Below are 13,721 nucleotides of genomic sequence, written 5' to 3' on the forward strand. Positions count from 1 at the left end.
TGCCGATCTGCCCGAAACCCTAAACCTCAACCATAGGTTTATAGTTATGTCAAGTAGATCCGTGCAAACAGAACGGTAGGGTCACGCGGCACCATAGGGCCGCAGGCGCGCCGAAGCGACACGATCGAATTTGGTGCAGAACTACTTGACGGTCGGCAGGTCCGGGCTCGACACGTCATAGGTCTGACCGGGCTGGGTCAGCAGCGCCGCCAGCTTCAGCGCCTTCTCCTGGGTGCGATCGGTGGTGCCCCACACCACTTTTCGGCCATCGAACAGAACCAGCGTGATGGCCGCCACCGACGGCGCCTCCACCCGGCTGACCTGCCCGGACACCTCCGGCGGCAGCGATGTCAGCACCTGCAGACCGGCGAGGGTGGCCGGATCGCGCGGTCCCGGCGTCTCGGTGTCGATATAGGGCAGCCCCGGTGGCGGCGGCGCGGTCACGAAATCCACACCGTCGCGGTCGAACAGGTGCGGCCCGTCCGGATAGTCCTTGACCACCACCGGCACGCGTTCCGCCACGGTGATGCGCAGCGTCGAGGGGTACTCGCGCTGGACTCTGGCGCTGGCCACCCGCCGGATCGAGGCCACCCGTTCGGCCACCGCATCGGTGTCGATCTGCAGCAGGGGTGTCCCCTCCGCAACCGCGGCCACCTGCCGCACCTCGTCCTCGCTGAGCGCGGTCAATCCGGTCACCACCGTCTCGCGCGCGGACATGATCGGCGTGAAATACAGCAGCAAGCCCACACCGACCACCACCACCGCCAGCACCGCCGTCCACATCAACACCTTGAGACCGCGGATCACACCGCGCGGCGCCTGCTTCGGCTTCTCCTCGGTCCGGCCCTGGGCACGGCGTTTGGCCTCCCGGCGGGCCTGCTCGATGGCCATCGCCCTGGCCTGCGCCGCGCGGCGTTCCTCACGTTCCCGCCGGGCACGTCGACGCGGTCCCTCCAGATCCGGCTCGGCCGGATCGGCCGGATCGGCATCGGGTTCGCCGGCGGTGGCGGTCTCGGCCGCGCTCGGCTCGGTGGCCGGGTCGGCAGCCGACTCGGCAACGAGATCGGGATCGGGATCGGCTCCGGTGGCCGCCGGCTCGGGTGGGACCGTCATCGATCCGCCGCCCGATCGGCGCGCCCACCCACCGCATCCAGGATCTCGTTGCCGAGCAGGGTCACATCACCGGCGCCCATGGTCACCACCACGTCACCGGGTCGGGCGATCTCGGCGACCCGGCGGGCCACCGCGGAGAAATCGGGCACGTAATGCACCGGGGCCGTGACGTGTTCGACGATGCTGCGCCCGCTGATCCCGGCGATCGGCTGCTCGCGGGCGGCATAGACGTCCAGCACGACCGCCTCGTCGGCCAGGCTCAGGGCCGCACCGAACTCCTTGGCGAATGTCTGTGTGCGCGAATACAGATGGGGCTGGAAGACGACGATCGCGCGGCCCTGCGATTCGGCGGCCAGCGTACGCACCGTCGTCAGCGCGGCCGTCACCTTCGTCGGGTGGTGGGCATAATCGTCGAAAACGCGGACACCTGAGCGCACGCCCACCAGCTCGAACCGGCGGCGCACCCCCTCGAAATCGGCCAGTGCCTCCAACACCGCATCCGGCGGCGCCCCCGCCTCGACGGCGGCCAGCAGGGCCGCCAGTGCATTGAGCGCCATGTGCCGGCCGGGCACGGCCAGCCGCATCGTTCGTCGGGCGGACTCCCCCGCGAGCTGCACCGTGGCCACCGCCCGGGTGCCGCGTTGCTCCCAGTCGAGCAATGCGCCCGCCAGATCCGCACCGGAGCTGCCGTAGCGCAGCACCCGGATGCCGAGCGCTTCGGTGCGTTCGGCCAACGCCGCGGCACCGGGATCGTCGACGCAGACCACCAGCGCCCCGCCCGGCTGCAGCCGCTCGATGAACGCGTCGAACACGTCGACATAGGCCTGCTCGGTGCCGAAGAAATCCAGGTGGTCGGCCTCGATATTGGTGACGACCGCGATATCGGGCCGGTACTGCACCAGTGAGCCGTCGCTCTCGTCGGCCTCGGCCACGAAGTACGGGCCACTGCCGTGGTGGGCGTTGGTGCCCGCCGCGCCGAGATCGCCGCCGACGGCAAACGACGGATCGAAACCGCTGTGCTGCAACGCGACGATGAGCATCGAGGTCGTCGTGGTCTTGCCCGCGGTTCCGGTGACCATCAGCGTCCGGTCACCGACCATCAACTTGGCCAGCACCACCGGCCGCAGGATGACAGGAATGCCCCGCTGCCGCGCCGCAACGAGTTCGGGGTTGGTCTTCGGGATGGCCGCATGGGTGGTGACGACCGCGGTGGGACCGCCTGCCAGCATGTCCAGCGCGGCGGCGTCGTGACCGATCTGGATCTGCGCTCCCCTGGCCCGCAATGCCGCGATCCCGCGTGATTCCTTGGCATCGGAACCGGAGACCTGTCCCCCGCGGTCGAGCAGGATGCGAGCGATTCCCGACATGCCGGCCCCGCCGATACCCACCATGTGCACCCGGGCGAGCTCCGGTGGCAGACCCTTCACCGCAACGACTTCCGGACGGCGCGGTGGGCACGGGCCACCTCGATCGCGACCTCGGCGACCCGGCGGGCGGCATCGCGGTGGCCGGCCAGCGCGGCCGCCGCGGTCATCTGCTGCAGGCGTGGTGCGTCGTTGAGCACACCGACGACAGTCTCGGCGACCAGCTGCGGGGACAGCTCGGCATCGTCGATGAGCAGACCACCGCCGGCCTGCACCACCGGCAGCGCGTTGAGCCGCTGCTCACCGTTGCCGATCGGCAATGGCACGTACACCGCGGGCAACCCGACGGCGCTGACCTCGGCGACCGTCATCGCCCCGGACCGGCAGATCGCCAGATCGGCAGCGGCATAGGCCAGGTCCATCCGGTCGAGATAAGGCACGGCCACATAGGGCGGGCCGGACGGCGCGGGCAGATCGAGGGTGTTCTTCGGACCGTGCGCGTGCAACACCGAAACACCCTTGGCCGCAAGCTCGGTGGCGGCACCGGAGACGGCGCGGTTGATCGACTGCGCGCCCTGGGAGCCGCCGAACACCAACAGCACCCTCGCGTCCTCGGCGAAGCCGAAGGCGGCCCGTGCCTGGGCCCGCAACGCCGCGCGATCCAGCGCGGTGATGCTGGCCCGCACCGGGACGCCCACCACCTCCACCGGGCCGAGACCCGGGTCGGGCACGGCCGAGAGCACCCGGCGGGCCGACCGCGCCCCCAGCTTGTTGGCCCAGCCCGCGCTGGCATTGGCCTCGTGGATCACCACCGGGACCGACGGCCGGCGCACACCGCGCCGCGCCGCCAGATACGCGGGCACCGAGACATACCCACCGAAGCCGATCACCACGTCCACCCCGACGGTGTCGAACACTGTGCGGGTCTGCCGGACCGCGGTGCGCAGCCGCAACGGGAGCCGAAGCAGGTCCGCGGAGGGTTTGCGCGGCAACGGCACCGGGGTGATGAGCTCGAGGTCATATCCCCGTTCGGGGACCAACCGGGTCTCCAGACCGCGCTGGGTGCCCAGCGCAGTGATCCGGACCCCGGGATCCAGCTCGGTCAACGCATCGGCCACGGCCATCGCAGGTTCCACATGACCTGCCGTTCCCCCGCCGGCCAGGACGACCGATAACGTGCTCACCCGTAACGCTGACCTTCCAATGAGCGGGCTCGGCCCTGTTGACCTCGCGCCTGCCGCGGCTCGGCGCGGCCCCGTTGGGAGGCGCGCCGGCCCTCACCATGATGCCCTGTGCTGCGGACCGCTCGATCGGCCGGATGGCCCTCACGATTTCCCTCACGACGGCCCGCTCGCCGGGCATCGACCGCGGGCGTCTGGCGCGGCTTCCTGGCCACCGCCTTGCCCTTGCTCTTGGCAGGCGACTTCTGCTTGGCCGGTGCCTTGCCCGGCTTACCGGGCTTGCCCCTGGTCCGCAGGCGGTCGCGGGCGACCTCGAGGCGGCTCGGCACATACGGTTCGGGCAGCGGGAGCCGCAGCAACCTGGTGACCCGGTCGTCGCGGCCGGCGCGCAGCGCGGCCACGGCCTCGGGTTCGTGCCGGGCGGCATTGGTGATGACGCCGAGGATGAGCATCGTCGTGGCCGTCGAGGTGCCGCCCGCGGAGATCAGCGGCAGCTGCAGACCGGTGACCGGGAGCAGCCCGACCACGTAGCCGACGTTGATGAACGCCTGCCCGATCACCCACAGCGTGACGGTGGCCGTCAGCAGGCGCAGGAACGGATCGGCCGAGCGGCGCGCGATGCGCATCCCGGTATAGGCGAAAAGCCCGAAGAGGCACAGCAGGCCGGCGGCGCCGACATAACCGAGCTCCTCGCCGATGATGGCGAAGATGAAATCGTTGTGTGCGTTGGGCAGATAGTTGTACTTGGCCGTGCCCTGGCCGAGTCCGTTGCCGAACACGCCACCATTGGCCAGCGCGAAGCGGGCCTGCCTGGCCTGATACCCCGCGCCGCCGGGGTCGGCCCCCGGGTTGAGCCAGGACTGCACGCGGTCGGAGCGGTAACCGGCCGAAACGGCGAGCACGCCGGCGGCGACCACCATCGCCCCCAGTGAGCTGGCGAACACCCGCAGCGGCAGACCTGCATACCAGAGCAGGCCGAGCAGGATGATGCTCAACGTCACGGTCTGGCCGAGGTCGGGCTGCAGGACGATCAGCGTCAGCGCCAGACCGGCGGCGGGAACCAGCGGGATCAGCATCTCCCGCATCGACGCCTGCTCCAGGCGCCGCGCCGCCAGCAGGTGCGCTCCCCAGATGGCGAATGCGATCTTGGCGAGCTCGGAGGGCTGCATGCTGAAGCCGCCGATGACGAACCAGCCGCGAGAACCGTTGGCCACCTTGCCGATACCGGGGATGAGCACCAGGACCAGCAACACGATGGTGAAGATGAAGGCCGGGAACGCCAGCCGGCGCATGAGCGAGACGGGCATGCGCAGCGCCAGGTAGAAGGCGATCAGCCCGACGCCGGTCCACAGCGACTGTTTGGCGAAGACCGTCCACGGCGAACCGCCGGAGTCATAGGAGTACACGCCGGAGGCCGAGAGCACCATGATCAGGCCGAGCGTCACCAGGATGGCCGCGACCGCGATGATCAGGTGGAACGAGGTCATCGGCCGGCCGAGCCACTGCCCGAACCGGGTCCGTGGCATCGCGGTCGCCGCTTTGGTCGCCGGGCTGGTGGCCAGGCTCTTCCCGACGGTCTGCCCGGACGTGCCGTCGGCGGACCGCGCACTGGTGAACCTCGCCCGTACCCCGGCGAGCGGATTCCTCACCTGGCACCCGCAAGAGTCACAGGCGTAACGCCAGCCTCAATAGTCTCTTGCACCCCAGAATCCTCCCCCGCCGCGGACCGGTAGTCGCGGATCTCCGGCAGGTGTGTCGCGACGGCCGACGATTTCAGCTAACGATCCCGCGCACCGAGAGAGACGAAAAGGTCGTCACCCGGGCCCGTCGGGCAGCCATAACGTCACTCTCGGCGCCTACGCGCCGACGGAACCGACGCGCGGCGGCTACGCGCCGACGATCGACAGCCATTCGCCGTAGAACAGCGCCACACCCAGACCACAGGCGATCGCCGTCAACAGCCAGAACCGGATGATCACCGTCGTCTCGGCCCACCCGACCAGCTCGAAGTGATGATGGAACGGCGCCATCCGGAAGACCCGCCGGCCCGTCGTCCGGAACGCCAGGATCTGCACCACCACAGAGGTCACCTCGGCCACGAAGAGCGCACCGAGCACCACGGCCAGGATTTCGGTGCGGCTGGTCACCGACAACCCGGCGATGATGCCGCCGAGCGCCAGCGAACCCGTATCCCCCATGAAGATCTTCGCCGGCGCGGCGTTCCACCACAGGAAACCGATACAGGCCCCCGCCGTCGCCGCCGCCACCAGCGCGAGGTCCAGCGGATCGCGGACGTTGTAACACCCCAGGCTCGGGCTGGCCGCGCAGTCGTTGCGGTACTGCCAGAACGTGATCAACACGTAGGCGGCGCTGACCATGGCCATCGCCCCCGCGGCGAGGCCGTCCAGCCCGTCGGTCAGGTTCACCGCATTCGACCAGGCACTGACCAGCACCACCACGAACACGACGAACACCATCGGCGCCAGCGTGACGGTGGCGATCTCACGTACATAGGACAGCTGCGCACTGCCCGGCGTCAGTCCCTCGGCATTGCTGAACTGCAACACCAGCACCCCGAAAAGCACCGCCGCGGTCAACTGGCCGATGGTCTTGGCCCGCTTGTTCAGGCCCAGATTGCGGGACCGCCGGATCTTGATCAGGTCGTCGATGAACCCGACGATGGCCAGCGCGGACGCCAGCCCCAACACCAGCAGACCCGACGCCGAAGGACCCTCGCCGCCGAACGGCAGGCCGAACAGGTGCGTGCCCAGGTAGCCGGCCCAGATGCCGGCCATGATGGCCACCCCGCCCATCGACGGCGTGCCGCGCTTCTTCTGATGGCTGGCCGGGCCGTCCTCACGGATCTCCTGCCCGAACCCCTGCTTGGTGAACAGCCGGATCAGCACCGGCGTCAGCACGATCGACACCGAGAGCGCGATCGCGACCGCTACCAGGATCTGCTTCATGCCTGCTCGTCCCCCTGCTCGGCGAGACGATCGGCAAGCGTGCCGAGCCCGGCCGCGTTGGACGCCTTCACCAGCACCACGTCACCGGGACTCAGTTCGGCCGCCAGCAACGCCAGCGCGGCGTCGGCGTCGGGCACCAGGACGGATTCACTGCCCCACGACCCTTCCATCACCGCCCCCTGATGCATGGCGCTCATCGCTCTCCCGGTTCCCACGACTATCAATCGAGAGACATCTAAGCGCACGGCCAACCGGCCGATGCGATCGTGTTCGGCAATCGCGTCCTCGCCGAGCTCGGCCATCTCGCCGAGCACCGCCCAGCTGCGTCGCCTGCCCCCCTGCCCGCCGGCGCGCGCCATCCAGGCCAGCGCCTTCAAACCCGCCGCCATCGAATCCGGATTCGCGTTGTAGGCATCGTTGACGACGGTGACGCCGTCGGCGCGGGTGCTGACATTCATCCGGCGCGCCGAGACCGGACCGGCGCCGGCCAGTGCCGTCGCCACCTGCTCCAGGCTCGCACCGCATTCCACCGCGACCGCCGCCGCGGCCAGCGCGTTGGACACCTGATGCTCCCCGTGCACGGCGAGGGCGACCTGCACCGCACCGGCCGCGGTGTGCAGGGTGAACCGCGGGCGGGCCAGTTCGTCGAGATGCTCGTCGGCCGACCAGATATCGGCCCCCGGTGCGCGCGAGAACCGCACCACCCGCGCCGAGGTCTTCTCGGCCATCGCCGATACCGCCGAGTCGTCGGCATTGAGGATCACCACTCCGGATGCGGGAACCGATTGCGGCAGTTCGGATTTGGTGGCCGCGATCACCTCGCGTGATCCGAACTCACCGAGATGGGCCGTCCCGACATTGAGCACGACGCCGATCGACGGGGTCGCGATGGCCGCCAGCGCGGCGATGTTGCCCGGATGCCGCGCCGACATCTCCAGGATCAGGAAGTCGGTGTCGGTCGTGGCGCGCAGCACCGTCCATGGATGGCCGAGCTCGTTGTTGAACGACCCGGGCGGGGCCACTACCTCACCCAGCGGTGCCAGCACCGCCGCCAGCAGATCCTTGGTCGAGGTCTTGCCCGACGAACCGGTGACACCGATGATGCGCAGGCCGGCCGCACTCAACTCCGTCGCGACGGCCGCGGCCAGCTTGGCCAGCGCGGCAAGCACCGCGGCACCCGAGCCCGCGGCATCGTCATGCTCCACCGCACCGGAACCGGCGTCGCCGGCCACCGCAGGCGGTACGACGATGGCGGGCACCCCGACCGGGCGGGCGGCCAGCACCGCCACCGCTCCGGCCGCGACGGCGCCCGCGGCGAAATCGTGCCCGTCCGAGCGCGCCCCCGGCAGCGCCAGGAACAACCCGCCCGGCGTGACCGCGCGCGAATCGAACTCGACGGTTCCGGTGATGCGGGTGTTCGCGGCGTCCGCGGCGCTGATATCGGCCAGTTCGCCACCCACGATATCGGCCACCTGAGCCACGGTCATCTCGATCATCGGTTCTGCCTCAATGCATTCAGCGCGGCGGTCAGTTCGACCCGGTCGTCGAAGGGGCGGGTGGATCCGTCGGCGGTCTGCCCGGACTCGTGGCCCTTGCCCGCGATGAGCACCACGTCGCCGGTGCGTGCCCAGCCGACCGCGTGATCGATGGCCGCGCGACGATTACCGATCTCGACCACCTCGGCGGCCGATCCACCGGTGCCGGCCCGGATCGTCGCCCGGATCAGCTTCGGGTCCTCGTTGCGCGGATTGTCGTCGGTGATGACGACCAGGTCCGCCAGCTCGGCCGCGATCTGACCCATCGGTTCGCGCTTGCCCGCATCGCGGTTGCCGCCGGCGCCGAACACCACCGCCAGCCGGCCGTCGGGGTGCTGCTCACGCAGGGTCGCCAACACCGCCTGCAACGCGCCCGGTTTGTGCGCGTAGTCCACCAGTGCCAGGAAGTCCTGCCCGGCGTCGATCGACTCCAGCCGCCCCGGCACCGCGGCCGAACCGAGCCCCGGCGCAGCCTGTTCGGGCGACACGCCCACGACGTCGAGCAACGCGATGGCCAACAGCGCGTTGGCGATGTTGTACCGGCCCGGCAGGCCGATCCGAAGTCGGTGCGCCACCCCGGCCGGGTCGACGGCGACGAACTCCTGGCTGCCACGGGCGAGGACGGACACCGACTCGATGCGCCAATCGGCGTCGACGCCGGTGGTCGCGACCCGAACCGCTCCGGCGGCACGCGACGCGATCTCACGTCCGGCCTCGTCGTCGACGCACACCACGGCCCGATCGGCGCGGTTGGGTGAATCCGGTTCGAACAAGCGCGCCTTGGCATTCAGATAGTCGGCCATGGTGGGGTGAAAATCGAGGTGATCGCGCGACAGATTGGTGAAACCGCCGGCGGCGAACGATGTGCCGTCCACCCGGCCCAATGTCAGCGCGTGGCTGGACACCTCCATCACGACGGTGTCGACACCGCGTTCCACCATCACCGCGAGCAGTGCCTGTAGATCCGGCGCCTCGGGGGTGGTCAGCGAGCTGGGCTCGTCGCGACCGTCGATGCGGATGCCGACGGTGCCGATCAGGCCGGCGACACGACCGGCCGCCCGCAGTCCCGCCTCGACGAGGTAGGTGGTGGTCGTCTTGCCCGATGTGCCCGTGACGCCGACGACACGCAATGCCGCCGACGGGTTTCCGTAGACCTCGGCGGCCAGCCCGCCGAGCACGGCGCGCGGGTCGTCGTGCACGAGCACCGGCACCTGGCTGATGGCGAACTCGGCGACACCGGCCGGGTCGGTGAGCACCGCGACCGCGCCGGCGGCGACGGCCTCGGCGGCGAATCGGGCACCGTGCGCGCGTTGTCCCGGCAGGGCGGCAAACAGGTCACCTGGGCGCACATCCTGACTGCGCAGCGTCACCCCGGTGACCCGGACGTCTGGATCGGACACCGCGGCAGCACCGATGCGCTGCGCCAACACACCCAGGTGGGCACCGGCGGGATCGGAGGGACGCAGTGTCATGGCCTTGCCACAGTACCGGGGTGGCTCGGGATCACTCCGCCTGCAGCGTCAGCGGCGGTCCCGGGTCGGCGGACAGCGGCACGTTCTCGCGCTGCAGCAACCACGAGGCGATGTGGTGGAACAGCGGCGCCATCGTGGTGCCGGGCAGGCCGTCGGCGGTGCGGGCGGGGTTGTCGGCCATGATGCCGACGACGTAGCGCGGATCGTCCGCCGGCGCCATCCCGGCGAAGGTGATCCAGTAGTGGTCGTCGTAGTAGCAGCCACAGTTCGGGTTGATCTGCTGGGCCGTGCCGGTCTTGCCCGCGATCTGATAACCCTCGACCGCCGCCTGCCAGCCGGTCCCCTGCTGCACACCACGCGGATCGCGCTGGATCGTGGCGCGCAGCATATTGCGCACGGTGGCAGCGGTTTCCGGCGACACCACCCGGACGCCCTGCGCCGCGGGCTCGACGTTCTCCTTGCCGTCGGCTTCGATGATCGCCTTGATGATGCGGGGCGGAATCCGGACACCGTCGTTGGCGATGGCCTGGTACATCCCCGTCATCTGCAGCAGCGTCATCGAAAGGCCCTGTCCGATGGGCAGGTTGGCAAAGGAGCTGCCCGACCACTGGTCCATCGGCGGCACCAGGCCCGCGCTCTCACCGGGTAATTCGATCCCGGTGCGCTCACCGAGACCGAACTTCGCCAGCATCTCGGCGAACTTCTCCGGGCCGAAGCGCTGGGCCAGCATCAGGGTGCCCACGTTGGAGGACTTTCCGAAAACGCCGGTGCTGGTGTATCGGTCGACACCGTGGTTCCAGGCGTCCTTGACCGTGACCCCGCCCATATCGATGGAACCGGGCACCGAGAGCACCTCGTCGGGGTTGGTCAGACCCAGCTCGATGGCGGTGGCGGCGGTCACGATCTTGTTCACCGAACCCGGCTCGAACGGTGAGGACACCGCGGGGTTGCCCATCTGCCTGCTGCCCTGCCTGCCGATGTCCTGCGAGGGGTCGAAGGTGTTGTCGTTCGACATCGCCAGCACCTCACCGGTTTTGGCGTCCAGCACAACCGCGGAGACGTTGGCGGCACCGGATTTGTCCTTGGCCTGCTGCACCTGCTGCTGCACGTAGAACTGGATGTCGTCGTCCAGGGTCAGCTGCACGGTCTGGCCGTCGACGGCCTCGTGCCGGTTGCGCATGCTGCCGGGGATCATCACGCCGTCGGACCCGCGGTCGTAGGTGACCGATCCGTCGGTGCCGGCGAGCTTGGCGTCCAGGGAATCTTCGAGACCGAGCAGTCCGTGACCGTCCCAGTCGATACCGCCGACGATATTGGCCGCCAACGAGCCACCGGGGTACTGGCGGATGTCCTGACGTTCGGAACCGACCTCGGGGAACTTCGTGGTGATCGCGTCGGCGATCGCCGGGTCGACCGCCCTGGCCAGATAGGCGAAGGTGTCCTTGCTGCTGAGTTTGGCCAGCAGGGTCTTGGCATCGGGCTTGTTGTTGAGCCGGGTGGCGATATCGGCGGCGATGGCCCGCAGGCGGGCGTCCGGGTCGGGTGCGTAGTCGGGATTCTTGGCCCGCTCCTCCTCCAGCTGCTTGCGGATGCGCGCCGGCTGGAAGGTCAGTGCCCTGGCTTCGATGGTGAACGCGAGCTTGTCGTTGTTGCGGTCGACGATGCTGCCGCGCACCGCTTGCTGGACGTCGGTCACCTTCAGCTGGCTGGCCGCTTCGGCCCGCAGCCCGGCGGCATTGGAGATCTGCAGGTTGAACAGCTGTGCCGCGGCGACCACCAACACCAGGAAGATGACCACGTTGCCGGCCCGGTGCCGGAAGACGAACGAGGAGCTGCGCAGCCCGGCTGTCGGGGCCTGTGCGGGACGCCGGATCCGGCGGTCGGTTGCCGAATGCTCCTGGCCGCGTTGACCGCGGGTCATGCCGGAACACCCGGGACGGGAACCTCGACCGGGACTTCGGCGGGCACCTCGGGAGCGGGACCCGCTGCCGGGGGCGCGGGAAGATGCTCAGGGTTGGCTGCCGGGCCGGGCTGGGCGGGCAGCTCGGGGGTTCCCAGATGCGGCAGCCCCTCGGCAGGCACCGGTGCGGGCACGCCCGGGATCGGCACGACAAGGGGCGCGGCGACGGGCGGGACCTGGTCTGCCGGTGCGGCGACGGGAGGTAGCTGCGCCGGGTCGACGGGCGCGGCGGGCAGCGGCGCGGTCAACGGTGCCGATCCGGCCTGCGGGGCTGCCGGTGCGGTCAGTGGCGCGGCCGGCGCGGCGGTGGCCCGTGGCGGAACGCGGACCACGACCTCGCGCGGGTCGACGACCCGCGGAGCCGGCGGTCCCGCGGCGGCAGGAGCAGCCGACGCGGGCGCGGCGGGTCGCTCGTCGGGCAGCGGTGTGTTCAGCGGAGGCGGGGGTGCGCCCTCGGCCGGTTTCGGGGTGCCGACCACGACCCAGGCTCCGGTCGCGTCCTGCACCAGGTGCGCGGTATCCCGCGACGGGATCATGCCCAGACCGCGGGCGGCCTCGGCCAGCGCGGGCGGCGCCTGCGCCTCCAGCACATCACGCTCCAGCGCCTCTTTCTGTTGCAGCAGAGCCTGGTTGAGCTGGCGGGCGTGGCCCAGCTGATACGAGCGGCTGGCGGCATCGGTGGACAGCCACAGGGTGACACCCAACCCGACACCGAGTGCGGCGATGACCAGCACCACGAACGGCACCCTGGCGGCCAGCGTCCGCGGATTGAAGTCGACGGTCGCCAGCCGGGTCAGCAGGCGCTCCCGAAGCGGTGGACGAACGATCTTGGGGGCCTTGGCCTTCCGCGCCTTGGCGCGCGCCTTGGCCTGGCTGGCGTTCTTGGCCCGTGCCGGTGTGTCGACCGGCCTGCGCACCGGCGAGGTCTGCGGTGCCGAACGGGACGGACGTTGTTCGGGCGCGCTGCGGCGCTTGCGGGCGGGCGCCTCGGACTGCCGGCGTGCCGTCGGCCTGCCCTTGGGCGGAGTCTTGCGCCGGCGCTCGTCGGTGCTGCGCTCCGGGGTGGACCGCTTTCCCTTCATGAGTCTTCCTTTCCGGCGATCTTCTCCAACGCCCGCAACCGCACCGGGGCACTGCGCGGGTTACGTTCGATCTCATCGGCGTCTGCCTGCTCGGCGCCGCGGGTCAGTGCTGCGAATTCGGCTTCATAGCCGGGCAATTCGACGGGTAGGCCGGGCGGGGTGCGCGACGCCGTGGCCGAGGCGAACAGACTCTTGACGATCTTGTCCTCCAGCGACTGATACGCCATCACCACGATGCGGCCACCGCCGGAGAGTGCGGCCATGGCCGCGGGCAGCGCGTCGCGCAGCGAGTCGAGCTCGCCGTTGACCGCGATGCGCAACGCCTGGAAGGTGCGCTTGGCCGGATGCCCGCCGGTACGCCGGGTTGCCGCCGGGATGGCCTCGTAGAGCACCTCGACGAGTTCACCGGTGCTGACGAACGGCTTGGTTGCCCGCCGCCGGACCACCCTGGCGGCGATCCGGTTGGCGAATCGCTCGTCGCCGTACTCGCGCAGCAACCGCGTCAACGCCCGCTCGTCATAGGTGTTGAGGATCTCGGCGGCGGTGAGCGGCGCATCGGGATCCATCCGCATGTCCAGCGGCGCGTCGTGGGCGTAGGAGAAGCCGCGGTCGATCAGGTCGAGCTGCATGGAGGACACCCCGAGGTCGAACAGGACGCCGTCGACGACGGGCTCCCGCCGGTCGTCCCAGTAGCCGTCGTAGCGGGTGCGTTCGAACCGGACACGGTCACCGAACCGGGCCAGTCGGTCGCCGGCGATGCGCAATGCGTTCGGGTCACGGTCGAGGCCGACGACGCGCAGTCCCGGCAGATCGGTGAGGAACCGCTCGGTGTGGCCACCGGCGCCGAGGGTGGCATCGACGAGGACGGCACCGGAGCCGTCGGCGTGGTGCCGGGTGAGCGCCGGGGTCAGGAGTTCGACGCACCGGTCGAGCAGAACGGGAACGTGGCCGTGCTCGCCGGACTTGGGCGCAGGACCTGACTGAGGTGAGTTCACAGAGTGTGGCGAATCGTCGGAATGAGGCACAGAGACTCCCCTGTCGAGAAGGG

The 13,721-nt window shown here is 70.0% G+C and carries 10 protein-coding genes; all 10 read right to left on the reverse strand.

Going from position 1 to position 13,721, the window contains the following annotated elements; translation table 11 throughout:
- Positions 1-141: 141 nt before the first annotated feature.
- Positions 142-1,113 (reverse strand): cell division protein FtsQ/DivIB, encoded by a 972-nt coding sequence (locus FBY28_RS03795; RefSeq protein ID WP_141864378.1) that lies wholly within the window; start codon positions 1,111-1,113, stop codon positions 142-144.
- Complete coding sequence (gene murC, locus FBY28_RS03800) at positions 1,110-2,540, reverse strand: UDP-N-acetylmuramate--L-alanine ligase (protein ID WP_141864380.1); 1,431 nt, start codon at positions 2,538-2,540, stop codon at positions 1,110-1,112. Before murC ends, FBY28_RS03795 begins: the two co-directional genes overlap by 4 nt.
- The gene (gene murG / locus FBY28_RS03805) at positions 2,537-3,661 is read right to left on the reverse strand and encodes an undecaprenyldiphospho-muramoylpentapeptide beta-N-acetylglucosaminyltransferase (RefSeq protein WP_174241536.1); all 1,125 of its coding nucleotides are present in this window, start codon (positions 3,659-3,661) and stop codon (positions 2,537-2,539) included. The genes murC and murG overlap by 4 nt, the downstream gene beginning before the upstream one ends.
- Positions 3,658-5,307 (reverse strand): putative lipid II flippase FtsW, encoded by a 1,650-nt coding sequence (gene ftsW / locus FBY28_RS03810; protein ID WP_216847483.1) that lies wholly within the window; start codon positions 5,305-5,307, stop codon positions 3,658-3,660. The genes murG and ftsW overlap by 4 nt, the downstream gene beginning before the upstream one ends.
- Positions 5,308-5,544: 237 nt before the next feature.
- The gene (gene mraY / locus FBY28_RS03815; protein ID WP_141864385.1) at positions 5,545-6,624 is read right to left on the reverse strand and encodes a phospho-N-acetylmuramoyl-pentapeptide-transferase; all 1,080 of its coding nucleotides are present in this window, start codon (positions 6,622-6,624) and stop codon (positions 5,545-5,547) included.
- Positions 6,621-8,120, reverse strand: coding sequence for a UDP-N-acetylmuramoyl-tripeptide--D-alanyl-D-alanine ligase (locus tag FBY28_RS03820; RefSeq protein ID WP_141864387.1), 1,500 nt, complete (start codon positions 8,118-8,120; stop codon positions 6,621-6,623). The genes mraY and FBY28_RS03820 overlap by 4 nt, the downstream gene beginning before the upstream one ends.
- Positions 8,117-9,631 carry a UDP-N-acetylmuramoyl-L-alanyl-D-glutamate--2,6-diaminopimelate ligase gene (locus FBY28_RS03825; protein WP_141864389.1) on the reverse strand — a complete coding sequence of 505 codons (1,515 nt, stop codon included), beginning with the start codon at positions 9,629-9,631 and terminating at the stop codon, positions 8,117-8,119. Before FBY28_RS03825 ends, FBY28_RS03820 begins: the two co-directional genes overlap by 4 nt.
- 31 nt (positions 9,632-9,662) lie before the next feature.
- Positions 9,663-11,552 carry a peptidoglycan D,D-transpeptidase FtsI family protein gene (locus tag FBY28_RS03830; RefSeq protein WP_141864391.1) on the reverse strand — a complete coding sequence of 630 codons (1,890 nt, stop codon included), beginning with the start codon at positions 11,550-11,552 and terminating at the stop codon, positions 9,663-9,665.
- Entirely contained in the window at positions 11,549-12,673 is a 1,125-nt protein-coding gene (ftsL, locus tag FBY28_RS26135) for a cell division protein FtsL (protein WP_141864393.1), read from the reverse strand. Before ftsL ends, FBY28_RS03830 begins: the two co-directional genes overlap by 4 nt.
- The gene (gene rsmH / locus FBY28_RS03840) at positions 12,670-13,668 is read right to left on the reverse strand and encodes a 16S rRNA (cytosine(1402)-N(4))-methyltransferase RsmH (protein ID WP_141864395.1); all 999 of its coding nucleotides are present in this window, start codon (positions 13,666-13,668) and stop codon (positions 12,670-12,672) included. Before rsmH ends, ftsL begins: the two co-directional genes overlap by 4 nt.
- Positions 13,669-13,721 lie beyond the last annotated feature (53 nt).

Source organism: Arthrobacter sp. SLBN-53 (assembly GCF_006715585.1).
In the GTDB taxonomy this organism is placed as follows: Bacteria; Actinomycetota; Actinomycetes; order Mycobacteriales; family Mycobacteriaceae; genus Mycobacterium; species Mycobacterium neoaurum_A.